This is a genomic window from Plantactinospora veratri, assembly GCF_036421995.1.
Classification (GTDB): Bacteria; Actinomycetota; Actinomycetes; order Mycobacteriales; family Micromonosporaceae; genus Plantactinospora; species Plantactinospora veratri.
On sequence record NZ_JAZGQL010000017.1, the window covers coordinates 253604 to 278490 of the forward strand.

Genomic DNA, 24887 nt, shown 5'->3' on the forward strand with positions numbered 1-24887 from the left:
CGACAGGCAACGATAGCGGCTCGACCTCGCCGAGTTCGCCCAGATCAGTTGACAGTCCGCGGGACATCCGCGCCAGGGCGAATCGTCCTCTCCGGCAGGCCGTCGAACTCCACAAGGATCCGCGCATGTGGCACTTGCCCTTCCCTGGTGCGCACATGATTCGGACCTTGGAGGCACCCGATCCCGGAGCGCCTACCCTGTCACGTTTCTGACCCCCCTGAGGTGGTTCTGGGATAACGGTCGGAATGAGTCCGTCCGGTTAGGTCGAGCATTAGGAGGCCCCGATTCGATAGGGTCAGGCATGCCGTCTGACGAAGCGGGCTCCTTCGCCGAACGGGTCGAGACGATGCGCCGGATCGAACGCGGCGAGCAGCGGTACGCCGACGGCAGCCCAGCGCTCCAGGCCACCGCGTACTATCTCGACCACCTGCTCGCCGACGCGGTCGTCCGGGCCAGGGCCGCCAGCGACCTGCCCCGGCGCAAGGTCGAGGTGCTGATCAGCCTCTGCGGCTTCGCGGCCACCCCGACGGTGCTCACCTACGAGTTGCTCCGACCGAGCCGGCTCGTCGTGATCACCTCCCGGGACGCACCGGACAGTGTGGACCTGATCGGCCAGCGGCTGGTCGGCCCGGACAAGCTGCGGCACCAGGACTTCCGGCACGTACCGGTGGACGCCAGCGACCCGCTCGACATGTACCAGCAGATCGCCCGCGAGCTGGCCGGACGGGACGGGCGACACGCCGTCATCGACATCACCGGCGGTCGTAAGGTGATGAGTGCCGCCGCGGCGCTGGCCGCCTGGCAGCTCAACCTCGGGCTGACCTACATCGAGAACCAGTTCGACCCGGTGACCCGGCAGCTCCGGCACGGCGAGGTCCGGCTCATCTCCCTGGACAATCCGACCGCGCTCTTCGGCGAGCAGGAACTCGCCCGGGCCCTGGAGATGTTCCGGTCCGGCGCGTTCGAGGCGGCACGCCGCCGCTACGACGAGATCGCCGAACGGATCGCGGTACCCGGCCGGGCCCGGCTGATGCGTGCCCTCGCCGAGCTGTACCGGACCTGGTGCGATCTCGACCTGGCCGCGCTGCCGGCGGCGGTCGCCGGGGTGGAGCAGAGCCTGCGGCAGGGCCGCCGGCACCTCCGGCCCGACACCTCGGCGACGATCGACCGGCAGCTCTCCTTCGCCCGCCGGCTGGCGGACGGCGACGCCACCGCCTTCGTGGTCTGCTTCTACGTGCTCGGGCTGCACTACCAGCAGCTCGGCCGGCACGACTTCGCGGCGCTGCTGTTCTACCGGACCGTCGAGGCCTGCCTGACCACCCGGCTGCGGCACCGCGCCCCGGGATTCGACCCGGACGACTGCGACTGGTCCCGGCTCGGCGATCCTGCCGCCGTCCGGGCCGGATTCGCCGAGGTGTCCCGCTCGCTCACCCCGCCCGCCTCCTCCGGGCCGCCCAACAAGCTGACCCTGTTCGCCGCCGCCATCCTGCTCGCCTCGCTCGACGACGAGCTGGCCCGGCGTACCGGGCTGGTCGACCCGGAACGGCTGCGCGAGCTGCGTGACCGGACCTGGGCCCGGAACAAGTCGGTGCTGGCCCACGGCACCGAGCCGATCGCGGCCGAGCACACCGAGTCGCTCCGGGCGGAGGCGTCCGGGCTGCTGACGGCGTACTGGGCGTTGCACGGTGACGGGAACGACGTCGACGAACTCTGCGTGGGACTCCGGTTCCTTCGCGACGACCGGTGACGGCGGCCAGGATGGAGTGGCTACGCGTTCCCGGGTCGTGGGCCGACGAGTACTGCCGGGCGACCGAACCCGAGCTGTTCGCGCCGAGCGAGGCGGAGCGGACCGAGGTGTGCCTGTCGTACGCGCAACGGGCCCGCTGGCTCGCCGAGCACGACCTCGAAGAGGTCCGGGCGGATCTCGCCGGGGGTCTGCTGGTCGAGGAGCTGACCGGGAGGGACGGCCCTTACTACCGGCTGACCGGTACCCGGTTCGAGGTCTACGCCCAGTCGCGCGGCGCGCGGGACAGCGGGGTGCCGCAGGCGTATGTCACCTCGGTGAAACCGGCGCGCGGGCTGGGTCGCACCGAGACGGTCCGTCCCGGACAGATCCGCCTGGTGCCGGTCTGGGACGAGGAGTACTGCTACCTCCCGGGGCTGCTGGAGACGTTCGCCGAAGGGCTGCGGATCGTCCAACGACGACGGTCGCTACGTGACTCGGCAGGACGCGAGCTGCACCGGAGCACGATGCCGTCCCGGCCCCGGGGCGACCTGCACGCCCGGGTCCGCCGCCGCTACCAGCCGCTGCTCCAGATGCTGGAGCTGCTGGAGCAGCGGAGCACCCAGGAGGGGACGGTACGCGGCAGCGCGACCGTGGTCGGCGAGGGTCGGCTGGCGGAGCAGCCGGTGCTCTGGCTCCGGCTCGACGCGCCGGCCACCTTCGCCGAGGGGCGTACGGTGACGGTGCAAGCCCCGGAGACGAAGGCGGAGCTGCGGCTGCTCTCGGTCGACCTGGACGGCGACGACCGGATGCTCGCCCTGGCCGCACCCGGTACGCCGATCGCGCCGGAGACGCCGGTGCGGTTGGAGCAGCAGGGCCGCTTCGCGCTCGGCAGGCACAGCGCGGCGCTGGGCCGGTTCCTCGACGAGCAGGTCGAGGGCGACTGGGAACAGCTCGCGCTGCTGCTCTGCGCCCCGGGGCGGCTGCCGGCGGTGGAGTTGCCGGCACTGCCGGCATACTTCGACGACCGGCTCAACCCGGAACAGCGGGCCGCGGTGAGCGGCGCCGTCCACGCCCCGCACGCGTACCACGTGCAGGGGCCGCCCGGCACCGGCAAGACCACGGTGATCACCGAAGTGGTGCGCCAGCTCGTCCATCGGGGCGAACGGGTGCTGCTGCTCGCCCCGATGCACGTGGCCGTCGACGAGGTGCTGCGCCGGCTCGCCGACCAGCCGGGAATCCTGGCGCTGCGGATCTCCTGGGACGAGTCCCGGGTCGCGAAGGAACTCCGCCGGTACCTGCCGAAGGAGGTCAGCCGGACGTACCTGCGGCAGGCCCGCCGGCCGGCGACCTCGCAGGCCGGGCGTTGGCGGGCCGAGGCCGACCGGCTGCGGGACCGGCGCGACGCGGTGGACGCCTTCCTGGCCGCCGACGCCCGGCGTCGGGCGACGGCGGAGAAACTGCGGTCGGCGGAGCACGATCGCCGCGCCTGGCGGGAACGACTCTCGGCCGACCTGGCCGGCAGCCGGGCCGGGGAGGTCGAGGCGGCCGGGGCGCTGGACTGGCTCGCGGCGGCGCTGCCCCCGGTGGCGGCCCGGACCGAGGCGCTGCACGCGCAACTCGCGGCGGTGCCGCTGAGCCGGCGGTTCTGGTCCCGGATCCTGGTCTTCTTCGAGTCGCCGGACGACGTGGCGCGACTGGGCGACGCCTACCGGGCGAGCGAGGCGGAGCGTCGCCGGCTCGACCACGACCGGCGGGCCTGGTCCGAGCGCCGGGAGGCGGCCCGGACCCGCGCCGCCGCCCTGGAGGCGGCGCGGGTCGTCGGGGAGCGGCGGCACGGCGCCGAGGTGCAGCGCCGGCAGGCCGAGACCGAGGCGGCCCGTGCCGAGGCCGAGCGCACCGGAGACCGGGTACGGATGCTGACCGACCAGGACCCGGTCGGCCGGCCCGAACCGGAGGTACGGCGGTGGCGGGACCGGTTCGACGCCGAGCTGACCCGACGCGAGCAGCGGATCCACCTGGAGCAGCGCTGGTTCGCGCTCTCCGGGCTGGTCGGCGGCTCCCCGGAGTCGCTGGCCGAACAGGTCGACGCCGACCTGCGCCGGTCGGCGAACCTGATCTGCTGCACGACCACCGGGGTGAACCGGGATCTCGGCGACGCCGACTTCGACACGTTGATCGTGGACGAGGCGAGCCGGGTGGTGGACAGCGAGTTCCTGATCGGGGCGGTCCGGGCCCGCCGCTGGGTACTGGTCGGCGACGAGCACCAGCTCCCGCCGTACGTGGAGCCGACCGACGAGCACCACCTGCACGCGCTCGCCGCGTTGCACATGGTCGGCCGGGGCGCCGCCGCCGACCTGCCGGCCGCGATCGGCCAGCTGGCCGCGATCTGGACCGAGGACGAGGAACTGCACCAGTTCCGCACCGACACCGTACTGGCGACCGCAGAGCGGCTGCGGGAGTCGGGCACCTGGCAGAAGGTGTACCGGCGCACCTTCGAGGCTGCTTGGCGCCGGCTGGGCTCCGACGGCGCGGACGCCGAACGTACCCTGCTGAGGGCGATGCGCGACCACCTGGTGCGCAGCCTCTTCGAGGTCTCGGGCGCCGGTGTGCCGGCGGCGTTGCGGCAACGGCTGCGCGTGCAGCGCCGGATGATCGAGCCGATCGCGTCGCTGGTCTCCGTCCCGGTGTACGGCGGTGACTACCTGACACCCGACCGGCCCGACGTGACACCGCTGCGGTACGGCGGCACCAACACCCCGGTGGTACTGGTGGACACCTCGGTCTACGGCGGCCGGGCGAAGGAGCGCACCGTCGGCAACGGCTTCGTCAACGAACTCGAGGCGGACCTGGTGGTCCGGATGTGCCGCTCCTGGGAGGCGCGGCTGCGACGGTCGGGCGGCGACCGGGTGACGGTCAGCGTGCTGACCTTCTACCGGCGGCAGGCCGCCGAGATCAGGGCTCGGCTCGGCGGGCCGGCGTTCGACGACTTCCGGGCCCTCGACTTCCAGGTGGTCGACGCGATCGACAAGATCCAGGGTCAGGAGAGCGACCTCGTCTTCCTGTCGTTCTGCCGGGCCTTCGTCGGCCGGGGGACCCCGTCGACCCGGTACGGCCGGTGGTTGCAGGACATCCGCCGGCTCAACGTCGCCTGCACCCGGGCCCGCCGGGGACTGGTGCTGGTCGGGCACGCCCCGACGCTGCGCGGGCTGAACGGCGTACCGGAGGCGGAGGAGTTCTACCGCAACCTGTTCGAGTTGCTCGAGAAGCGGCCCGACATGGAGATCGCGAAGGGCGTCGGGTGACCGTGCAGGGTGTCGCATGATCGAATTCGTCCCGACCGACCCGCCCGCCGAGCCGGCGCCCGGGACAGTCGCCGTACTGCCCGAGGTGCTGGTGCCGATCCGCTGGTGGCGCGGGGTCTCCTTCGAACGCGCCGCGCCGGTGCGGATGACGCCGCTGGAGCGGTTCGTGCTGGAACTGGCGATGACCACCGGCCGGGCCGACGCGGACGAGTTCTTCGAGATCACCAACCTGCCCGGGGCGACGCTGCTGCCGGTGGCGGCGCGCCGGCTGGTGGCCGCCGGGGCACTGGCCGGGGACGGCGACGGATACCGGCCACTGTCGCCCGGCGCCGAGCGGGCCGCCCGGACCCAGACGGTCTACCGGAAGCGACAGGTCAGCCTGGACGTCGTACTGCTGCCGCGCACCGGCGACCTGCTCGCGCTCGACCCGCGCTCCTCCGGACTGCGCGAGGTCGATCGGCTCCGCCCCCGGTCGGCCGGGAACGCCCCGATGCCGCCCCGGCTGGCCGGCACGACACTCGCCGACGAACTGCGCGCCCGGCTGGCCGCCGGGACGGTCGCCGGGGTGGACGAGGAGACCACCGAGGTGGCCGAGTCCGCCGCCGAGTCGCCGCTGATCGGCCGGAACGGTTGGTGTCCGGTGTACCGGTGCCGGGGCGAGCTGCGGGTCGACGGCGACCGCTACCGACCGGTCCTCACCCTGCCCGGGGACGGCAAGCGGGATCCGGTGAGCCTCGACCTGCCCGGCGCTGTCGGGCTCGCCGAACACTGGCTCGGGCTGGTCGACGCATTGCAGGACCCGGCGACCCGGGCCCGGGCCTGGGACGGACTGCTCGGTTGGACGCAGCGGGTGGCGCCCCGGACCGAGCGGACCGGACCGGGCCGGTGGCGCTGCTCGATCTCCGGGGCGATCGCCCGGCGCCTCGCCGACCAGGGCCGGAATCTCGCGCTGCCGCTCGGATTGGCCGCTCGGAGCGAGGACGCCGTGGTCGAGGTGGCGATCGACCTGGTCGGCGTCGACCGGACGGCCGAGACGCTGATCGAGGTGGATCGCCGGATCACCGCCGCCGCCGAACCGGGTGCCGACGTCACGGCCCTGCCCAGTAGCCCGGAGTTGCGCGACCGCGCCTGGCGGCTGGGATTCCCCGGTCTGGTGTACGCGCTACGCGAGGCGGAGGACTTCCGTTATGCCTGACGGTGATGTGCTGCGGGAAGAGCTGGATCTGGGCGCGGTCACCGCACCGGAGGGATATTTCCTGCTCCGGGACGCACCCGGGCAGCCGTTCCTCGACGCTCCCGACGCCGACCGGGCGTACCGGCACCGGTTCACCTACCGGGGATCCGTCACCTCGATCCGCCGGGCGGCGATCGAGTTGATCCAGGGCGCCCGGCACAAGATTTTCCTGGCCAGTTTCCGGATCGGCGACCGGGAGCTGCTGGACGCGCTCTTCGCCGCCGTGGACCGGCTGCACGGCGGGGTGTACGTCGTCACCTCCTGGACGGAGCAGTCACTCAAGCGCGACCTGTCCAGTCTGGAGGATATCGACGAGGTCGACGTGCAGGCTCAGAAGAAGCGGTTCGACGAGCTGACCCGGCGAGGGATCGCGCTGCGTGGGCACGAGGGCTGTCACGCCAAGTTCCTGGTCGTCGACGACAGCGTGGCGCTGGTCTCCAGCGCCAACCTGGAGACCAGCGCCCTGGTCGACACCGAGCGGAAGCGGGCGACCGGGGAGAACGGGGTGCTGGTCGGTGACCCGGCCGAGGTCGACCGGCTGGCCAGGTTCTTCACCCGGCTCTGGTTCGCCGGCTGCACCTGGGCGGCGCTGCCCGGTGCCGAGTACGCGCTGCACCGGCGTACTCCGGCACCGAGCCCGGTCACCGTGCCGCCGCCGGCCGGCGGGACGGGCGTGATCTGGACGTACGACGGTGAGGACGGCGACGGGCCGCACCGGGAGCGGGGCATCCTCGATGCCGTGCACGACGTGATCGGTCGGGCCCGGCGGGAGCTGCTGCTCGCCACCTTCAGCCTGGTCGGCATCCGGGACCGGCCCGAGCTGCTGCTCGATCCGCTGCGCCGGGCGATGGCCGCGCACGAACTCGACGTGAGGCTGCTGGTCCGGGGTCGCAACAACGTTCCGGAGCACCGGGCCGACGCGGCGGCACTGGCCGAACTGGGTGTGACGATCCACGGCGACTCGGACACCCACGCCAAGGGTGTGATCGCCGACGGCCGGCACGGGGCGCTCTTCTCGGCGAACTTCGACGCCGTACACGGAATGTTCTCCGGTGTCGAGGTCGGCACCCGGCTCGACGGCCGGCCGGCACTGGCCGAGGCCCGGCGATACTTCCGGCACGCCATGGAGCACGCCGACCTGGCCTTCGTGCCGGCGCCGACGCAGCGCGAGCTGGACGAGGGGCTCGGCGCCCGGTGGCGGCGCCGCTGGCCGCAGGGCGAACGGCTCACCGTGTCGGCGACGGACGCCGACTGGCGGCGGCTGGTCGAGGCGACGGCGACCGGCCCGGTGCTCTGGGAGGAGGACAAAGAACTCCGGCTGTACGTCGGCGACGTCGTCGCCACCCTCCGGCCGACGCCACCGGCCCGGTTCCGGCTCAGCGTGGCGGAGAGCCGACCCGACGCCGCCACCCGGATGCGCAACTGGTACGCCGAGCGCCCCGGCGCCGGCACCGCCCGACCAAAGCGGGGTTGCTGCCCGGCGCTGCTTACCCGGCTCCGCTGACCGGCCTCCGCTCGGCGTACCCCGATCGCCCGCTCCCCGTCAGTGGTCCGGGGCCGTCTCGTGGGCGCCGGTGAGGGTGTGCGCGAACGCGACCGCCGCGAGCATCACGGTGAGGCTCAGCAGCCGTGGGCTGATCGTCGGCGTCTCGCCGAAGGCCAGCCACCGTCGAGAAGGTGGTCAACCTTGTCCGGCAGCATGCTCCCGGCGCGACCATCGCCTTCGACAGCAGTCCCGAGGACACCGCCGATGCCGCACTGCGGTGGCTGCGGTAGGCCGGCACGGCGCAGCGTCCGGCCCGCGCCATCGGTACTGGATCACGCCATACAGGTCAGGGGCTCGGCCGATGATCTTCGACCAAGCCCCTGACCTGCAGTTCCATAGGGTGGAGCCGAGGGGACTCGAACCCCTGACCCCACACCGCCAGTCTGGTAACGATTCTGCCACGCCGTACCACGGATGCCGACAGGTGCTTTGAGCAGGGAAAATCCCCCACGGCAAATCACACTCCCTGTCGCTGCATGTCGCGCAATGATGGATATTGATCTTGAGCTGTGACCACCAACGTGACCACGCTCAGTGTGGGAGGCTTCGCGCCACCCCGTCCGGCCACCACTGCCCGCACCAGATCGACTAACCGCAGTGACGCGGTTCGGGAAACAGATTGTCTTCGCGATGCTCGCACCAGCGAAGCCGTTCACTACGCCCGGAGGCCCCAGACCCGAGCCACCGGAGAATTGACAGAGGGCGGCCTTGGGCAGGTTAGGCCGAGCTGTCACTGTTTCCCTTGGACGTCTTCAACCCGTTGCCCCTGACCGACTCCGGTGTTCGTGACTCCGGGAACAACCGAGCGCTGTGAAGTGAGATCGATCGTCGCATGCGAGGCGACGATGCCGGTGGGGATGTCGCTGTCGGCGGCGATGATCTGAATTTTCCTGCCGTCGGGTACGGGATCAGGGCTGGAGCGTGAGTGGCATCCCGAACGCGGCGATGTGGTCCGCTCCGACAAAGGCGTTGATCTTGGAGATCTTCCCGTCGATGATGTGGAGCACGTCGACCACTAGCGCGTCGTGGTGCGGGCGGCCTGGTCGGCGGAGGTAGCCGGCCAGCGCGGGCCGTCCGTTGGCTGAGACTGGGACGGAACGCCAGTCCAGCGGTCGGGTGAGGAACTCGGCCGCAGCGTCGATTCCCACCACCGCCGGCTCGGGTGGCATGGTGATCCTGACGTCTTCGGTGAGCAGTCCCCGCATCGTGTCGGGACTGTTGGCCGTGGCGTAGCGGCGCAGGATCTCCCTGTCCTCGGCGGTGAGTTTCGGGCGGCGCCAAGACTGTGGGTCGTCCGGGACATGGCGGCGTACCGTATCGCGGGCGCGCTGCAGCAGGCTGTTGGCCGTAGACACCGCGACGTTCAGGATTTGTGCGATCTCGGCCGGTGTCCAGCCGTGGATGTCGCGCAGGATGAACGCGGCTCGTTGCCGGGGCGGCAGGTGCATGAGCGCGGCGATCAGCGCCAGCTCCACGAGTTCCGCGGCGGCGAGGTCGGCCACGGGCTCGCCGCCCAGCAGCGCGTCGGGGTAGGGGCCGATCCGCGTGTCCCACTCGAAGATGTCACCACCGGGCACCGCGCGCCGCTCTGCGGCCTTGCGGCTGTCGAGGAATACGTTGGTGGCTATGCGGTAGAGCCAGGTCCGCGCCGAGGCACGTTCCTGGAAGGCGTCCCGTGCCCGCCAGGCCCGAAGGAACGTCTCCTGCGTCAGGTCGTCGGCGTCGGCCACATTGCCGGCAAGGCGGTAACAGTGAGCATGCAGCTCGCGCCGGTGCGTCTCGTACGCGGCCCGCAGCCAATCGTCCTTGTCGGTAGTGGCCGAGGGGTGCTGGGTCATCGTCGGCCGCTCCTGGTTGTCCAATCATGGCAGCCTAACGAATCCCGGGCCGCTTGTCGGGGGGACCGCCCCCAAACTCGACCGATGACGATCCCGGGCTGGCTCGTCGGTACCACCGACACAGTTCATCATCCGAAGGGACAACTCAGATGCCCGCGATGCCAGCGATCGTCGACTACGACACCTGGAGCCGCGAACGCGCGGCCCTGCTCGTCCGGGAGAAGGCCCACACTCGCGAGGGCTCCGCGATCGCCGCGGCCCGCCGCCGGCTGCCGATGACCGAGGTCAACGCTGGCCTCCAACTCGTCGGCGCCAATGGCCCCACCACCCTGCTGGACACGTTCGAAGGACGCGATCAGCTCTTCGTCTTCCAGCACATGTGGCACCGCGACGAGCCGTTCGAGGGCCAGTGCCGCGGCTGCACCGCCACGATCTGGAACTTCCAGGACGCCACCTACCTGCACGCCCGGGGAGTCTCGTTCGCCGTCTGGTGCGAAGGACCCTACGAGCAGTTCGCTCCGTTTCGGGAGTTCATGGGCTACACACACCCCTGGTACTCCACTGACGGGGTCGACGACCCGACCCTTCCTCAGGAAGCCATAGCGGTTTTCCTCCGCGACGGCGACCGGGTCTTCCTCACGTACCAGACCGACGGCCGCGGTTGCGAGGCGATGATGCCGGCCCTGCAACTGCTGGATATGACGGTCTACGGGCGTCAGGAGACCTGGGAGGACTCGCCCGAGGGCTGGCCCCAGGATCCGGCGCAGAGCTGGTTCCGCCGCGACGGCCGGCCCATCCCCCAGTGGACCCGCCCGGGGGCGACCCCGGTCGGCCAGGTGCAGGCCTGATGCTCAACACCGCCGAATGGGTCATGCTCGGCTCGGCCGCCGCCTCAGCTGATGCTGCCTCGCCCCGCGCGCTCAGACGTCCGCCCGCGCGCAAGCCAACATGACCGTGGCGAATGGATGACCGGCAGCCGAGCCCTCGGCCTGCCCTTCCGGCGTCACCCGGAACCTGGCGAACACGACCACACCCCACAACGATCACCGCCACCCCACCAGGAGGCGGCACCTCAACACGCCCTCGTCCGACGTCAACACCGAACCAACCAGCCCACCCCGGCTTGACCGGCCCCGCTCCTTGATGGATGACACAGAGGTGTCCCTATGACGCTGGTCGCTCCCCGCGGATGGTGCGCCCGGACTGGCGGGTCACCGGCGCGAGACCGGCGTAGGCGGCCAGATGCGCGGGGCTGCGAAACGCGGTGCCGTCGCCCAGGGTGAGTAGCAACGCCACTGCGGTTCTCGCCCCGACTCCGGGCATCGAGGTCAGTACGCCAGCGAGCGGATGCTGCTCCAAAAGGGCGTCCAGATCCTGAGCGATGCGGACCCGCTCGTCCAGCACCATGAGCAGCTGGGCCGCGACCCCGCTGATCACTCGCCCGTACTGGGCTGTTGCCGGGATGACGACGCTCTGTTCGCCCAGCGCGGTGAGGACCTGCCCGGGCAGGGTCACCGCGAGACGTGGCGATCGCGGCGCCAAGGCCCGCCGCAGCGCGGTCTCGTCGAGAGCACAAAGCTGCTGCGGCGTCCCAGCCGTCGACAGCAGTTCGAGGACGCCGCGGCGGCGCAGATGGCGACCTAGCATCTTGCCGGCGCTGGGTGGACGTGCAGTAATGCGTCATGCAGTCGGTTGGTCAATCGGGTCGCCTCGTTCGCCAGGTCGGCGTCGTATCCGGCGAGAACTCCCAGCGCGGCCACGGCCTGCTCATCGGGCCGACCCGACGCAGCGTGTGCGGCAATGTGCGGGCGGCGTCGGCGATGACGAACGCGTCTCGTGCGTCGGTCCTGCCCTCGCCGGGATACAGATCGGCGATGCGGCGCATCGCCAGCCCGGGAAGATAGCCGACTTCGATTCCCATGTCGCGCGACGGCGATGGCCAGGGCCCCGATCGACGCGGGCTGGTCGACCACCACCAAGACCTGCCCATGCACGGTGAGCTCGCTGAACGAGGTGCGCAAGGCGGCCTCGTTGTTGGGTAGCGGACGGTCGACCAGCCGCCGGCCCCCGTGATCCAGCGCGACCGCGTGGTGCGTCGCCCGGGCGACGTCGACGCCGCAGAACACCTCGAACCCCTGACGCTCGCCGGGCTGTGCGATGGACAACGATCGCTCTCCTTGCTGTGAGAGCAGGCCAGTCTTGGACGACGCGCCGGCAGCCACGCGACAAAGGCCTCCGTATGCACGGGCCAGATCCCTATCAGCGGTCACGAACGCCCTGCGGTCCCGGTGATACCACCTCTGAGGTCATCAACGACAGGAGCCATGAGTCATGCCGGGACCGCCGGCCTGCACCCCTCCATGAGAGGCACGAAGAAAGTAGCGGGAGCCAGATCCGGAAGCGATCGGCTCGCGGCACTCGGGAACACTCGTGTTACGGACGGTTATTCTCGGGGATTCTCGACAGATCCGAAGTTTGGCGAGGTGTCCAATCGCTGGGGACGGGCTGACCCGGTGCAGGGTCTGCACTTCGAGCCGTACTTGGCCTTGTCCTTCTGCCGGTACCCCGACACCGATTCTCGCCCGGCGAGAGCACCGGGCGCAGGAAATCAACGCAGACGGCGCTGTTGTCGGCGGCTGCTGGGGCCCCGACCACGGGCTGTGACCACAAGATCACAAGGAATTGGCACCAGTCGATGACTGATGCCAATTCACCTGCACAAACACAAGGTGGAGCCGAGGGGACTCGAACCCCTGACCCCCACACTGCCAGTGTGGTGCGCTACCAGCTGCGCCACGGCCCCTTGCTGCACTGCCTGCCCGGTCTCCCGGGCACCCGCGCAATAGTACACACCCTCGCGGCCCGGGTCATCCGAGGGGGCATCGTGCCGTCCGGGGTCAGTTGAGCAGTACGTCCGGCGGGAAGTGCGCGACCGCCGCCATGATCCCGCCCTGCCGGCGGAGCACCATCGGCCACAGGTCGTCGGGGCGCTCCATGAACGCGTCGCCGGGCAGGGCGTCCAGGACGAACCAGGAGCCCCGGGCGACCTCCTCCTCGACCTGCCCCGGAGACCAGCCGGAGTAGCCGGCGAAGACGCGGATCCCGGTGACAGCGTCCCGAAGCCGGTCCGGGTCGACCGAGAGGTCCACCGTGCCGACCGCCCCGGTCACCTGGTGGATGCCCTTCACCCGCTGGGTCGGGGTACGCATCCGGGCCAGGCAGATCGCCGACTCCGGCTGTACCGGGCCGCCCTCGAAGAGCACCGCCGGGTCCCGGGCCAGCCCGCCCCAGGCGCCGAGCACCTCGGAGACCGGCACCTCGGTCGCCCGGTTGAGCACCACCCCGAGTGCGCCGCCCGCCTCGTGCGCGACCAACAGCACCACGGTCCGGTCGAAGTTCGGGTCCTTCAGCGCAGGGGTCGCGACCAGCAACTGCCCGGTCATCGACTCCATTGACCGCCCCCCGATCGCCTGCCCCTCGCCGTACACGCCAGCCACCGTTACTCGGCCGGCCCGAGGATCAGGAACCACTCCCCGGGCCGCCGCCGCGTCTTGTCGTCGGTCACCACGGCCCGGCCCTTCACCGGCCTCGCCGGATCGACAGGATCGATGGTGATCCTGCGCGCAGTAAACGCCATGCCACGCACCATAGCTTGCGGCACTGGCCCTGGTTAAGGTCTGTAGGGCTAGTCCACAGAGCGCTTTGACGACAATCGGCAGCCCGGACGAGCGTTGAGCAGGAGAGGCGGGGGCATGGGTCCGCAGGCGGAACTCGCGGTGATCGGCGGATCCGGGCTCTACGCCCTACTGGAGGACGCCACCGAGCACCGGGTCGAGACGCCGTACGGGCCGCCGTCCGATCCGATCACGGTGGCGCAGGTGGCGGGGCGGGCGGTCGCCTTCCTGCCCCGGCACGGGCGCGATCACCGGTTCCCGCCGCACCTGATCCCGTACCGGGCGAACCTGTGGGCGTTGCGGTCGCTGGGCGTACGCCAGATCCTCGCCCCCTGTGCCGTCGGCGGGCTGCGCCCGGAACTCGGCCCGGGAACGTTCGTGGTTCCGGACCAGCTCGTCGACCGGACGAGTGGCCGGGCACAGACCTACTACGACCGGGGCGCCGTGCACGTCTCCTTCGCCGACCCGTACTGCCCCCGGGGCCGTGGCACCGTACTGGCCGCCACGGCCGCACACGGGATCGAGGCGCAGGACGGTGGCACGATGGTGGTGGTGGAAGGACCGAGATTCTCCACCCGGGCCGAGTCGCGCTGGTACTCCGCGATGGGTGGGGCGATCATCAACATGACCGGGCATCCGGAGGCCGTACTCGCCCGCGAACTCGCGCTCTGCTACACCGCCGTGGCGCTGGTCACGGATCTCGACGCCGGTGTGGAAGGTGGACACGCGGTGACCCAGGAGGAGGTGTTCCGGGTCTTCGGCGAGAACACCGCGCGGCTGCGGGAGGTGTTGCTCGACGCGGTCGGGCGGCTCTCCACCGACCGCGACTGCCCGTGCCCGCACAGCCTCGACGGCATCAGGCTGCCGATCGACCTGCCCTGACCCCGCGCGGCGCCGGCCGGACGGATCGGTTCAGGTCTCCCCGCCGATGTCCGTCTGGTACGCCTCGTAGACCAGGTCTGCGCCGCGCTGCCGGTGCCGGGAGAGCTCCCGGAGCAGGTCGGTCGCCCAGTTCCGGAGTTCGGTGACGCCGATCTCCGGCAGGTCGACCCGACGTTGCAGGGCGGACATCGTGTCGACCACCGCCGCGTGTTCCCGGATCAGCACGTGTACGCCCCGAGCCAGTCGCGGCGCGTGGTCCAGCAGTTCGGCGTAGAGCCCGTCCGGTCCCTCGGTGCTCACCATGTGCTCGGCGAAGGCGCACCGCAGTCCCCCGAGGCTGCTGCGGACCCGGGGTCGCCAGCCGGGGTCCCGGGCCGGTGCGGCGAGCGCCTGCTCCAAGAGGTGGATCTCGCCCAGCAGTGCGGCCCGGCGGCGTCGGACCATCCGCAACGTGGCCGACCCGGTCGGCGTCCCCGGTGTGGGTGACTCGGAGGGCACGGAGATCGACAGTTGGTGCTGGTTCGAATCGGTCGGCATGACCACCTCCCGCGGAGCGGCACCTACCGGATGTAATCCCGATGGTGCGGCTCAGCGCGTACCGCTGTCGACCCTTGCGAACCGGCTCATCTGTCCCGTAAGTCCCATTGGCCCCGGCCGCCCCAGCAGCCCCGGCTGACGGGGCGGCGACGGGCTGCGGGGGGGCGGTGGGATCGGGCAGACGCGGTGACGGCTGCGCCCCGGTCCCTGCGGACCGGGGCGCAGCCGTTGTCGTGGAGGTGCCGGGAATCGAACCCGGGTCCTTCGTCGCCTTGCCAGGGCTTCTCCGAGCGCAGCTCGCTGTGCCTCTACTCGGCCCCTCCGATCACGCGAGCGAGTCGGTGTGACGGGCCCAGTCGCTGATTAATCTCGCCGCACGGACCCCGCGACCGGGTCCGATTGGCCAGCCTCCTAGCTGATGCCGGCTAACTGGGTCGAAGGCACTCCCAGGCCGACAGACTCGCTACTCGCCTCAGGCGGCGAGAGCGAAGTCAGCGCGATTCTGCTTGGCGCTTATTGGTTTCCGACGAACGATTCTCGAGACGACGTCGGCTTCCTCGGCTCGCTTCCCCTGCCGTAACGTACGAAGTCGAAACCAGTCACCCCCTGTGTCCGACCGGCCCGGGTGGGCCGGTGGAGTTTCCGCACCGCCTCTCGGCGGTCTCCCCAAGCCTAACGCCTCGCCCCGCCGACTTCATTCCGGATACCGGCCCGCCACACCGACCGAACCGGACATCCGGACCGTAACGTCCGTCACAGCCGTCCCAGCGCTCCCAAACCGCAGGCAGCGGACACGGCGCTGGACGAGTCGGCTCAGGTCAGCCCATGCCCTTGCCGCGTCGACCGGCAACCTTGGCGATCTCCCGGTCGGCGTCCCGCTTGGCCAGATCCTGCCGCTTGTCGTACGACTTCTTGCCCTTGGCCAGGCCGATCTCGACCTTGGCCCAGCCGTCCGAGAAGTAGACCGAGAGCGGCACCAGGGTCAGCCCGCTCTCCTTCAGCTTGCCGATGAGCCGGCTGATCTCCTGGCGGTTCAGCAGCAGTTTGCGGGTACGCCGGGGTTCGTGGTTGGTCCACGTCCCCTGGGCGTACTCCGGGATGTGCATGCCGTGCAGGTAGATCTCGCCGTCCCGCTCCTGGGCGAAGGCGTCGACCAGGGACGCCCGGCCGGCACGCAGCGACTTGACCTCGGTGCCGGTCAACGCCATGCCCGCCTCGTAGGTGTCGAGGATGGCGTAGTCGTGCCGCGCCTTGCGGTTGGAGGCGACGACCTTCCGCCCCTTCTCCCGTGGCATCGGCGCCACACCCCTTCCTCGTCGTGCTCGTGCGTGTTCCTCGTCGTACCCGTGAACAACCGCGCAATGCTACCTCGCGGCACAGGGCCCCTGGCTCGCGCTTTTTGCGCTGTGCCAGGGGCCCTGCGGTTGATCGACGGCCGCCACGGCGGCGGAGGGCTAGACCCTCAGGTAGAACCGGAGCGTCACCCAGGCGGTGACGGCACTGACCAGACCACCGACCCCGGCCATGAACGGGAACATCAGCAGCACCGTGCTCCACTCGATCGGTGTGAGCAGGTCGGTCAGGTCCCGCAGCGAGCCGTCGAGCAGGAAGATCTTGCCCAGTACGAGCGCGCCGAACCCGATGATCGCGCCGAGCAGGCCGGCCACCACGGCCTCCAGCACGAACGGCGCCTGGATGAACCAGTTGGAGGCACCGACCAACTTCATCACCGCGACCTCACGGCGCTTGCTGTAGGCGGCCACCTGGATCGTGTTCGCGACCAGCAGCAGCGCGGCGATCGCCATCACCGAGGCGGAGACCAGGGCCATGTTCTGGATCGCGTTGAGGATGTTGAAGATCTGTTCGAGCAGCCGACGTTGGTCGATGATGTCGTCGATCCCCTCGCGGTCCTTGTAGTTGTCGAGGATCTGCTCGTACTGCTCCGGGTTGACCAGGTTGACCCGGAACGACTCGGGAAGCTTCTCCGCCTGCACCGCCTCGACCAGGTCGGGCGAGTCCGCGAACAGCTTCCTGAACCGCTCGTAGGCCTCCTGCTTGGACTCGTACTTGACCTCCCGGACGAGCGGGTCGCCCTCCAGCGCGGTCTGCAACTCGGTGCGCTGCTGCTCGGTCACCCCGGCATCGAGGAAGATCGACACCTCGATGTCCTTGTAGTACGCGTCTTTCATGGCGTCGACCTGGAGGTACATCAGGCCACTCGCGCCGAGCATGGTGAGTGAGACCGCCATCGTGATGATCATCGCGATGGTCATGGTCACGTTGCGCCACAGCCCGACCAACACCTCGGACAGGACGTATTTCAAGCGCATCGGGGGTTCCTTCCGGATCTCCGCAGGGGTCGTTCATCGTCGATTCGGGGCCGGTGCCGGGCAGGACGGGGGCTGGCCACGCCCGGGCGGCGGGGCACGGTCAGCCGTAGACGCCCCGGGCCTGGTCACGCACGATGCGACCACTCTCGATCTCGATGACGCGACGGCGCATCTGGTTGACGATGTTGGAGTCGTGGGTGACCATCACGACCGTGGTACCGGTGCGGTTGATCCGGTCCAGCAGGCGCATGATCTCGATCGAGGTGTCCGGGTCGAGGTTTCCGGTGGGCTCGTCGGCCAGCAGGATCAGCGGCCGGTTGACGAAGGCCCGCGCCACCGCGACACGCTGCTGCTCACCGCCGGAGAGCTCGTGCGGGTACCGGTGCTCCTTGCCACCGAGCCCGACCAGCTCCAGCACCTCGGGCACGACGCGGCGGGCGACCGCCTTGGTCTTGCCGATGACCTCGAGGGCGAACGCGACGTTCTCGTACGCCGTGCGGTTGGGCAGCAGCCGGAAGTCCTGGAAGACGCAGCCGATCGAGCGCCGGAAGTTCGGGATCTTCCAGGAGCGCATCGAGGTGACGTCCTTGTTGTTGACCATCACCCGACCCTTGTTCGGGGTCACCTCGTGCAGCAGCAGCTTGATGATTGTCGACTTGCCGGAACCGGAGGGACCGATGAAGAAGACGAACTCACCCTTCTCGATCGAGACCGACACGCTGTCGAGCGACGGCCGGGACGCCTTCGGGTACGTCTTCGTCACTTGCTCAAGCTGAATCACGGGTGGTGAGTCTACGCGTCGTAACGAAAAGGCCAAGCCCGGAGGCCGGCCTGTCCGCGCCACATTTATCGTGAAACTGCACTGCGTCCGGCGTTCCTCACGCCCTGCACATGGAAACGATCACCGATGTCGACACACCGCAGCGACGTGGACGCGAGCCGTGTTCACGCGGCGTCACCGGCGAGCTGACGCTGCTTGCGCCAACGGATGCCAGCCTCGATAAATCCGTCCAAATCACCGTCGAACACCGACGCCGGGTTGCCCGTCTCCTGCTCGGTACGCAGATCCTTCACCATCTGATACGGGTGCAGGACGTACGAGCGCATCTGGTCGCCCCACGACCCGGCGGCGTCGGTCTTCAGGCCCTCCAGTTTGGCCTGCTCCTCCTGGCGCTTGCGCTCCAGCAGCCGGGACTGGAGCACGCGCAGCGCGGACGCCTTGTTCTGGAGCTGGGACTTCTCGTTCTGGCAGGTGACCACGATCCCGGTCGGGATGTGCGTGATCCGCACCGCCGAGTCGGTGGTGTTCACGCTCTGCCCACCGGGACCTGACGACCGGTAGACATCGACCCGCAGCTCGTTTTCCGGAATGTCGATATGGTCGGTCTGTTCGGTGACCGGCAGCACCTCGACCCCGGCGAAGCTGGTCTGCCGGCGCCCCTGGTTGTCGAAGGGGCTGATCCGGACCAGCCGGTGCGTGCCGGCCTCGACGCTGAGCGTCCCGTACGCGTACGGGACCTTGACCGCGAAGGTGGCCGACTTCAGCCCCGCCTCCTCTGCGTACGACGTCTCGTAGACCTCGGTCGGATAGCCGTGCCGCTCGGCCCAGCGCAGGTACATCCGGAGCAGCATCTCCGCGAAGTCGGCCGCGTCCACCCCGCCCGCGCCCGCCCGGATCGCGACCAGCGCCTCCCGGGAGTCGTACTCCCCGGACAGCAGGGTACGAACCTCCATCTCCTGGATGGCCTTGGTCAGCCCGCCGATCTCCGTCTCGACCTCGCCGAGCACGCCCGCGTCAGCCTCCGCCTCGGCGAGTTCCAGCAGCACCCGGGCATCGTCGAGCCGGGCGCGCAGGCTCTCCAGCTTGTCGATCTCTCCGTTGACGTACGAAAGCCTGGAGGTCACCTCCTGCGCCCGGGCCTGGTCGTCCCACAGGTCCGGCGCGGAGGCCGCCTCCTCCAGCTCCGCCTTGGCCTGACGCAGGCGATCAACATCGAGGACGGCCTCGATGTTGCGGAGCGTAGCGTCAAGATCCTTGAGTTGGTCGGCGTAATCGGCAGCGGTCACGACAGTCAAGAGTACTGGTCGTCCGCGGGACCGGGTCGCCGCCGGCAACGAAGCGCTCCGGCGCGTCCGTCGGGTGCCGCCCGAACCGGCCGGCCGGGCCGGGGCCGGGTCAGACCGGTGCGCTCTTCAGCCAGGACAGGGCCGCCTTGTGGTACGCGACCGCGAACTCCAGGGCGGCGGCACCGTACGAGTCACCGGCCTTCTTGGCGTCCCGGGCCTGCTCCCGGGCTGCCGCGAGCGCCTCGGTGTGGTATTCGTTGGCGCTGGTCATCAGGTTGCGCAACTGGGTGGCCGAGTGCTGCGGGCCGAAGGCGACCCGCAGCGCGGTCGGGTTACGCACCGTGTCCCGCCCCGGCGTCTCGGTGAGCCAGCGGGAGAAGGTGCGTTTTCCGGCCGCCGTGATCGCGTACGGCTGACTGGACCGGGGACCCGGCTTGCCGAGCCGGACGAGTCCCTGCTCGGCCAGGGCCGGCAACTCCCGGTAGACCTGGCTCCGGGTCATCGACCAGTACGGCGCCAGGCGCCGCTCGGCGGCGGCCATCAACTGGCCGCCTGTCATCGGTCCTTCGTGGAGCAGCCCGAGCAGGGCTGCCGCGGTGGGATTGATTGCAACATCCGCCATGGCCTCCACGCTGCCACTTTGCCGGCGCCGCGTCCAGGATTTGGCACTATCCGCTGGTCTTTGTCTCCACTGTGCACTGTTCTGGGGCGACAGTCGGATGAGGACGATCGATGGATCGGGGTCGCCGGGGCACGGCGGAGCCGACCACCGGACGGGCGCGTGCCGCCCCGGCGGACACCTCCACGCGCCTCTGCCGCGAGCCGCACCGCGCCACCCGCCGTAGGCACCCGGCCGACCGCCGAGCCGCCCGGTGAACCGTACCGAGCCGCCCGGTGAACCGTACCGAGCCGCCCGGTGGACCGCTTCGGTGGTCCCGGCGGCGCGCACAGGCGGTCACGGGCAAGTGTCAATTGGGGAGGTTAGTCAACTTTCATCGCTTATGTGGGTTTTTGCCGGAAGGCCACCACCGGTCCGCCCCGCCGGTCCGCCCCGCCGGTCCGAGGCCGGTCCGAGGCGCCGGCAGGGCGGACGGGCTCACCGAACGACGCGGGGCGGGCAGAGGGACCCGGCGGCAGGCGTCGGTACCGTGGCCAGCGGCGTCGCGGCGACGAGCGCACCGGCACCCGCCAGGGCGGCCGCCGTGGGAGGCCGGCCCCGGCGGTCACCGAACCGCGGCACCGCCGACGGGGTGGGCCGCAGGACGGTACCGGCCGAGCCGGCCGAGCCCCGCCCGGCGGATCCGGAGCCGCCCGGACCACTGACCGGCACGGTCGGCGGCCGCTCCGGTCGGCGGCCGACCGGAGCCCTCCCGGTGACCGGTCCGGCGATCCGGGGCCACCAGGTGACCTGGTCGGCGGCGGGCCTGGGCAGCGCGGTCAGTCCGTCCAGCGCCGGCTCCATGCCCCGCAGCCGGGCGGCGGCCCGCACCGCGTCGGGCCGGTCGGTCGGATCAGCCGCCAGGCAGTCCTCGACGAACTGCCAGACCACCGGAGGCAGCCCGGGCGGCGGCACCGGGCGGCAGGTGCGGTGCCGGTCGAGTACCTCGGCCGGCGGCCCGCCCCGGTACGGGCTGCGGCCGCTGACCAGTTCGAAAAGCAGGACGCCGAGCGCGTAGACGTCGCTGGCCGGGGTGGGCGGGCCGCCGCCGACCACCTCCGGGGCCACGTACTCGGGAGTGGCCTGGGTGTCCGGCCAGGCCGGTCCGGCGCCCACCCGGCGAGCCGCGCCGAAGTCGACCAGCCGGACCAGGCCGCCGTCGGCCGGCACCACCAGGTTGCCCGGCTTCACGTCGCCGTGCACGATCTGCCGGACGTGCAGGTAGGCCAGCGCACCGGCGAGTTGTGCCGACACCTCGGCCGCGATCGCCGGTGGGACCGGCCCGGTGCGGTGCAGCCGCCACCGCAGGTCCTCCCCCTCGACCAGTTCCATCACCAGCGCCCGCTCCGGCCCCTGCCCGAGTACGTCCCGCGGCCGCACCAGGCAGGGGTGGTCGAGGCCGGCGACCAGCTCCGTCTCGGCGACGAACGCGGCCACCAGGTCCGGCCGGCCGGCGGCACGCGGCCGCAGCGTCTTGACCGCCACCGGTTCGCCGCAGCACAGGTCCACGGCTCGCCAGACGACCCCGGTCGCCCCCGAGGCGACCTCTCGGATGATTCGGTAGCGGCCGCCAAGCACGCGATTGATCACGTGTCCTCCCCTGACCCGGGTAGCCGTCCGCCCCACCGCCACTGGTCGGCAGACGATCACTTTCCGCTGTCTGGGAGTGACGCTAGGTCGATCGGATCGGACGGCGAACCGGGCGCGGCCGGGCTGGCACGAACCGGGGAGGCCGGGCGGGCACCAGCCCGGCTGCCGGAGAGGAATCAGCCCATGTGCGGGTAGCGGTGGTCGGTCGGCGGGGCGAAGGTCTCCTTCACGGTGCGCGGCGACATCCACCGGGCCAGGTTGTGCCAGGAGCCGGCCTTGTCGTTGGTACCGCTCGCCCGGGCACCGCCGAACGGCTGCTGCCCGACCACCGCACCGGTCGGCTTGTCGTTGATGTAGAAGTTGCCGGCCGCGTACCGCAGGGTCTCGGTGGCCCAGTCGACCACCCGGCGATCGGTGGCGAAGATCGAACCGGTCAGGGCGTACGGAGCGACGGACTCGGCCTGCCGTACGGTCTCCTCGAAGCGGGCGTCCTCGTAGACGTGCACGCCGAGGATCGGCCCGAAGTATTCGGTGGTGAACGACTTGTGCCCGGGGTCGTCGCACTCGAAGAGGGTCGGCCGGACGAACCAGCCGACCGAGTCGTCGGCGGTGCCGCCGGCCACGACCCGGCAGGCGGAGTCGCTTCCGATCAGGTCCAGCGCGTCGGTGTGCCGGGCGAACGCCTTGGCGTCGATCACCGCACCGCCGAAGTTGGTGAAGTCGGCGACGTCGCCGTACGCCAGCCCGTCGGCGGTGGCGGCCAGCCGGTCCCGCAGGCCGCCCTCCCAGAGCGAGCGGGGCACGTACGCCCGGGACGCGGCCGAGCACTTCTGCCCCTGGTACTCGTACGCCCCCCGGATCAGCGCGGTGTGCAGCGCGTCGACGTCGGCGCTCGGGTGCGCGACCACGAAGTCCTTGCCGCCGGTCTCGCCGACCAGCCGGGGGTAGCCCCGGTAGTTCGCGATGTTCTCGCCGACGCCCTGCCACAGCTTCTGGAACACCTTGGTCGAACCGGTGAAGTGGATGCCGGCCAGGTCGGGGTCGGCGAGGGTGACCTCGGAGACCGCGATGCCGTCCCCGGTGACCATGTTGATCACGCCGGGCGGCAGGCCGGCCGCCTCGAACAGCCGCATCGTGTAGTGCGCGGCGAGCTGCTGGGTCGGTGCCGGCTTCCAGACCACCGTGTTGCCGACCAGCGCGGGTGCGGCAGGCAGGTTTCCGGCGATCGCGGTGAAGTTGAACGGCGTGACGGCGTAGACGAAGCCCTCCAGCGGCCGGTGGTCGAACCGGTTCCACACCCCGCTCGACGAGAGCGGCTGCTCGGCGAGGAGCTTGCGGGCGAAGGCGACGTTGAACCTCAGGAAGTCGATCAGCTCACAGGCGGAGTCGATCTCGGCCTGGATCGCCGTCTTGGACTGGCCGAGCATCGTCGCCGCGTTCAGGGTGTCCCGCCAGGGGCCGGCGAGCAGGTCGGCGGCCCGGAGGAAAACGGCAGCCCGGTCTGCAAAGGACAAATCCCGCCACATCGGGGCAGCTTGCTTCGCGGCCGTCACCGCCGCCTGCGCATCCGCGTTGGTTGCGTTGTGGGTGACCCCCAGCACATGCTGGTGCCGGTGCGGCGCTACGACGTCGATCGCGGCACCCGCGCCCATCCGTTGCGTACCGCCGATGGTCATCGGCAGTTCGAGCCGTTCGGCGGCCAGCTCGGCGAGCCGGCGTTGCAGGCTGGCCCGCTCCGCACTGCCGGGGGCGTAGTCGCGGACCGGCTCGTTGTGCGGCTCGGGTACGGAGAGAACGGCGTCCATGGGATTCTCCTGGGCGATCTCGACAGCGACGGCGAAACCGGACCCGCTGGTGCCGACCGGTCGGCCGGACACCTCGCCCCGTGCCCCGGAAGATGCCGGGGGTGCGGGGGCGGGACCTGCGCCAATCCTTACATGGTTGCCGCTGCCGGCCGGCCTGGCGGGGCGCGCCGGTGGAGGCGGCCGCAGTCGATCGCCACCCGGCGGGTACCCCCCGGTCACCGGGGTGGCCAGTACCGGCCGGCCGGTCGGCGCCACCCGCCGCGAAGATTCGGTGCGGCCCGTCCGTACCGGCACCGGGCCAGCGCCCCGACCGCCCCCGCGTACGCTGAGGAACCGGCGGCCGGTCCGGACCACCGCAGATCCCGTCGCCGCCCCGCCGCCACGCCGGCCATCCGCTGAAGGGGAGATGATGACGAAAGAGTCCGGCACGACCGCGACCCCGGCTCCCGAGGCTCCCGACCGACCGGTGGAGCCGGAGGCGCCGGTGACGGCCGCCCCGTCCCCGGTGTCGGCGCCCGGCGCACTCGTCCTCGCGGTACTCGCCCTGGGCTGGCTGGCCGCGATGCTCTGGTCGGCCAAGTCGGAGATCTCCTCGGCCGGGCTCAGTTCGATGGCGATCACCCTGGCCGCGTACGCGCTGCCCGGGCTGATCTCGGCGAGCCTGCTCGGCGGGGCCGCGGTCAGCCTTCTCCTGGGCAATCTGATGACCCGGGTCGGCATCTGGCGCAGTACCCCCCGGTTCGCCGTGTCGCTGGCCGTCGGCCTCTCCGTCGGGTTCCTCGCCGCGCTGGTGGTCACCCTCAGCTACGGCGAGGGTTCGGCGATCATGGTCCTCGCCGGCACCGTCGCGGCGGCCGCCACGGTCGGTGCCATCGTCGGTGGGCTGCGCAACACGCTGGTGGTGGCCGCCATCGTCGCCGCCGGGCTCGCCGTCTTCGCGGTCGGCTTCGTGCTGAACTACTTCAAGGACCCGTTGCTCGACCTGTACGGATTCGGCGACACCGAGGCGTCGCAGATCAACGCGTCCCACTGGTTCGCCCGGACCGTCTCGCTGGCCAGCGGTCTGGCTGCCGGACTGCTGGTGTTCGGTTACCTCCGGGCGGCCGGACGGCGGGCCGTCGAGCGGGCCACCGCCGCCCTGCCGCCGCCGCGCTGGCCGGCGTACCTGATCGCGGGTGCCGGGCCAGGGCTGCTGCTGCTCACCACCGAGATCCTCACCCGGACCGCCGGGGCGGAGGTGATCCGGCTGGCCGGTGCGATCAGCGATGCCGACCAGATCGTGCAGGCCGACCTCGGCCGTTCCCGGATAAACCACCTGATGCTGGTGCTCTTCGTCGGCTCGCTCACCGCGATGATCGCCTTTGGCCGTACGCTCCGGCCGGCCGAGGAGTCGGCCGGGACGCCGTCCGGCCCGGACGACTCCGATCGGGGCGGTGCCGAGGGCGCCGGGCCGACGGACAAGGTCGACGACCCGATTGAGGATCCGACCGTCGAGGATCAGGCCGCTGAGGATCGCGCCGCTGAGGATCAGGCCGCCGGGCATCAGGCCGGGGCCGCCGAGCCGGCCGGCGGGGACGGGGAGGACCCTCGGAGCGGCGGGGACGACGACCGGCCGGCGGACCGCCCCGAACCGGTCGCCAAGGCCGGTCGCTGAGCGTCTCCGGCACTCCGGTACGCGCCGCTCGCGTCTGCCGGGTC

18 protein-coding genes, 1 tRNA gene, 1 other RNA gene and 2 pseudogenes are annotated in these 24887 nt (G+C 71.0%); 7 read left to right on the forward strand and 15 right to left on the reverse strand.

The window, feature by feature from the left end; genetic code table 11:
- The first annotated feature begins 301 nt into the window (after positions 1-301).
- The 4 genes from V1634_RS22965 to V1634_RS22980 are packed head-to-tail and all read left to right on the forward strand — an operon-like array spanning position 302 to position 7766.
- The gene (locus tag V1634_RS22965; RefSeq protein WP_331209944.1) at positions 302-1747 is read left to right on the forward strand and encodes a TIGR02710 family CRISPR-associated CARF protein; all 1446 of its coding nucleotides are present in this window, start codon (positions 302-304) and stop codon (positions 1745-1747) included.
- An 11-nt stretch (positions 1748-1758) separates the two neighbouring features.
- Positions 1759-5028 (forward strand): AAA domain-containing protein, encoded by a 3270-nt coding sequence (locus tag V1634_RS22970; protein WP_331209945.1) that lies wholly within the window; start codon positions 1759-1761, stop codon positions 5026-5028.
- Positions 5029-5044: 16 nt separating this feature from the next.
- Positions 5045-6223 (forward strand): hypothetical protein, encoded by a 1179-nt coding sequence (locus V1634_RS22975; protein ID WP_331209947.1) that lies wholly within the window; start codon positions 5045-5047, stop codon positions 6221-6223.
- Positions 6216-7766: a phospholipase D-like domain-containing protein gene (locus V1634_RS22980; RefSeq protein WP_331209948.1), complete on the forward strand. Its 1551-nt coding sequence runs from the start codon at positions 6216-6218 to the stop codon at positions 7764-7766. Before V1634_RS22975 ends, V1634_RS22980 begins: the two co-directional genes overlap by 8 nt.
- A gap of 950 nt (positions 7767-8716) precedes the next feature.
- On the opposite strand, the gene V1634_RS22985 is transcribed toward V1634_RS22980, so the two are convergent.
- Positions 8717-9670: an RNA polymerase subunit sigma-70 gene (locus V1634_RS22985; RefSeq protein ID WP_331209949.1), complete on the reverse strand. Its 954-nt coding sequence runs from the start codon at positions 9668-9670 to the stop codon at positions 8717-8719.
- Positions 9671-9795: 125 nt separating this feature from the next.
- Between V1634_RS22985 and V1634_RS22990 the strand changes: the two genes are divergently transcribed.
- A complete protein-coding gene (locus V1634_RS22990) occupies positions 9796-10494 on the forward strand; it encodes a DUF899 family protein (protein ID WP_331209950.1) in 699 nt (232 codons plus the stop codon).
- Between the two features lie 322 nt (positions 10495-10816).
- Here the strand turns inward: V1634_RS22990 and V1634_RS35510 are convergent.
- The 5 genes and pseudogenes from V1634_RS35510 to V1634_RS23015 form a co-directional block, all read right to left on the reverse strand.
- Positions 10817-11005 (reverse strand): annotated as a pseudogene (locus V1634_RS35510) (transposase); the annotation flags it as partial.
- Positions 11006-11342: 337 nt separating this feature from the next.
- A pseudogene (locus V1634_RS23000) lies at positions 11343-11916 on the reverse strand (IS110 family transposase).
- Positions 11917-12376: 460 nt separating this feature from the next.
- A tRNA-Ala gene (locus V1634_RS23005) sits at positions 12377-12449 on the reverse strand.
- Positions 12450-12543: 94 nt separating this feature from the next.
- Positions 12544-13134: a YqgE/AlgH family protein gene (locus V1634_RS23010; protein WP_234359603.1), complete on the reverse strand. Its 591-nt coding sequence runs from the start codon at positions 13132-13134 to the stop codon at positions 12544-12546.
- 11 nt (positions 13135-13145) lie between these two features.
- Positions 13146-13283, reverse strand: coding sequence for a hypothetical protein (locus V1634_RS23015; RefSeq protein ID WP_331209953.1), 138 nt, complete (start codon positions 13281-13283; stop codon positions 13146-13148).
- A 115-nt stretch (positions 13284-13398) separates the two neighbouring features.
- Between V1634_RS23015 and V1634_RS23020 the strand changes: the two genes are divergently transcribed.
- The gene (locus V1634_RS23020; protein WP_331209954.1) at positions 13399-14202 is read left to right on the forward strand and encodes an S-methyl-5'-thioadenosine phosphorylase; all 804 of its coding nucleotides are present in this window, start codon (positions 13399-13401) and stop codon (positions 14200-14202) included.
- 30 nt (positions 14203-14232) lie between these two features.
- Here the strand turns inward: V1634_RS23020 and V1634_RS23025 are convergent, their stop codons facing one another.
- From V1634_RS23025 to pruA, 9 genes are all read right to left on the reverse strand, one after another.
- Positions 14233-14739: a hypothetical protein gene (locus tag V1634_RS23025; RefSeq protein WP_331209955.1), complete on the reverse strand. Its 507-nt coding sequence runs from the start codon at positions 14737-14739 to the stop codon at positions 14233-14235.
- 231 nt (positions 14740-14970) lie between these two features.
- Positions 14971-15346, reverse strand: a transfer-messenger RNA (tmRNA) gene (ssrA, locus tag V1634_RS23030).
- 211 nt (positions 15347-15557) lie between these two features.
- On the reverse strand, positions 15558-16034 hold the full coding sequence (gene smpB, locus V1634_RS23035) for an SsrA-binding protein SmpB (RefSeq protein ID WP_101369894.1): 477 nt from the start codon (positions 16032-16034) through the stop codon (positions 15558-15560).
- A 159-nt stretch (positions 16035-16193) separates the two neighbouring features.
- A complete protein-coding gene (gene ftsX, locus V1634_RS23040) occupies positions 16194-17069 on the reverse strand; it encodes a permease-like cell division protein FtsX (RefSeq protein ID WP_331209956.1) in 876 nt (291 codons plus the stop codon).
- Positions 17070-17169: 100 nt separating this feature from the next.
- Complete coding sequence (ftsE, locus tag V1634_RS23045; protein WP_101369892.1) at positions 17170-17850, reverse strand: cell division ATP-binding protein FtsE; 681 nt, start codon at positions 17848-17850, stop codon at positions 17170-17172.
- Positions 17851-18014: 164 nt separating this feature from the next.
- The gene (gene prfB, locus V1634_RS23050; protein WP_331209957.1) at positions 18015-19136 is read right to left on the reverse strand and encodes a peptide chain release factor 2; all 1122 of its coding nucleotides are present in this window, start codon (positions 19134-19136) and stop codon (positions 18015-18017) included.
- A 109-nt stretch (positions 19137-19245) separates the two neighbouring features.
- The gene (locus V1634_RS23055; RefSeq protein WP_331209958.1) at positions 19246-19758 is read right to left on the reverse strand and encodes a PadR family transcriptional regulator; all 513 of its coding nucleotides are present in this window, start codon (positions 19756-19758) and stop codon (positions 19246-19248) included.
- A 474-nt stretch (positions 19759-20232) separates the two neighbouring features.
- Complete coding sequence (locus V1634_RS23060; protein ID WP_331209959.1) at positions 20233-21384, reverse strand: serine/threonine-protein kinase; 1152 nt, start codon at positions 21382-21384, stop codon at positions 20233-20235.
- Positions 21385-21560: 176 nt separating this feature from the next.
- The gene (pruA, locus tag V1634_RS23065; RefSeq protein ID WP_331209960.1) at positions 21561-23189 is read right to left on the reverse strand and encodes an L-glutamate gamma-semialdehyde dehydrogenase; all 1629 of its coding nucleotides are present in this window, start codon (positions 23187-23189) and stop codon (positions 21561-21563) included.
- A 409-nt stretch (positions 23190-23598) separates the two neighbouring features.
- On the opposite strand from pruA, the gene V1634_RS23070 reads away from it, so the two are divergent.
- Positions 23599-24843, forward strand: coding sequence for a hypothetical protein (locus V1634_RS23070; RefSeq protein ID WP_331209961.1), 1245 nt, complete (start codon positions 23599-23601; stop codon positions 24841-24843).
- Positions 24844-24887 lie beyond the last annotated feature (44 nt).

Coding starts and splice junctions, on each gene's coding strand:
- V1634_RS22965 (WP_331209944.1), top strand. CDS start 302: ATGCCGTCTGACGAAGCGGGCTCCTTCGCCGAACGGGTCGAGACGATG.
- V1634_RS22970 (WP_331209945.1), top strand. CDS start 1,759: ATGGAGTGGCTACGCGTTCCCGGGTCGTGGGCCGACGAGTACTGCCGG.
- V1634_RS22975 (WP_331209947.1), top strand. CDS start 5,045: ATGATCGAATTCGTCCCGACCGACCCGCCCGCCGAGCCGGCGCCCGGG.
- V1634_RS22980 (WP_331209948.1), top strand. CDS start 6,216: ATGCCTGACGGTGATGTGCTGCGGGAAGAGCTGGATCTGGGCGCGGTC.
- V1634_RS22990 (WP_331209950.1), top strand. CDS start 9,796: ATGCCCGCGATGCCAGCGATCGTCGACTACGACACCTGGAGCCGCGAA.
- V1634_RS23015 (WP_331209953.1), bottom strand. CDS start 13,283: ATGGCGTTTACTGCGCGCAGGATCACCATCGATCCTGTCGATCCGGCG.
- V1634_RS23020 (WP_331209954.1), top strand. CDS start 13,399: ATGGGTCCGCAGGCGGAACTCGCGGTGATCGGCGGATCCGGGCTCTAC.
- V1634_RS23025 (WP_331209955.1), bottom strand. CDS start 14,739: ATGCCGACCGATTCGAACCAGCACCAACTGTCGATCTCCGTGCCCTCC.
- smpB (WP_101369894.1), bottom strand. CDS start 16,034: ATGCCACGGGAGAAGGGGCGGAAGGTCGTCGCCTCCAACCGCAAGGCG.
- ftsX (WP_331209956.1), bottom strand. CDS start 17,069: ATGCGCTTGAAATACGTCCTGTCCGAGGTGTTGGTCGGGCTGTGGCGC.
- V1634_RS23055 (WP_331209958.1), bottom strand. CDS start 19,758: ATGGCGGATGTTGCAATCAATCCCACCGCGGCAGCCCTGCTCGGGCTG.
- pruA (WP_331209960.1), bottom strand. CDS start 23,189: ATGGACGCCGTTCTCTCCGTACCCGAGCCGCACAACGAGCCGGTCCGC.
- V1634_RS23070 (WP_331209961.1), top strand. CDS start 23,599: ATGACGAAAGAGTCCGGCACGACCGCGACCCCGGCTCCCGAGGCTCCC.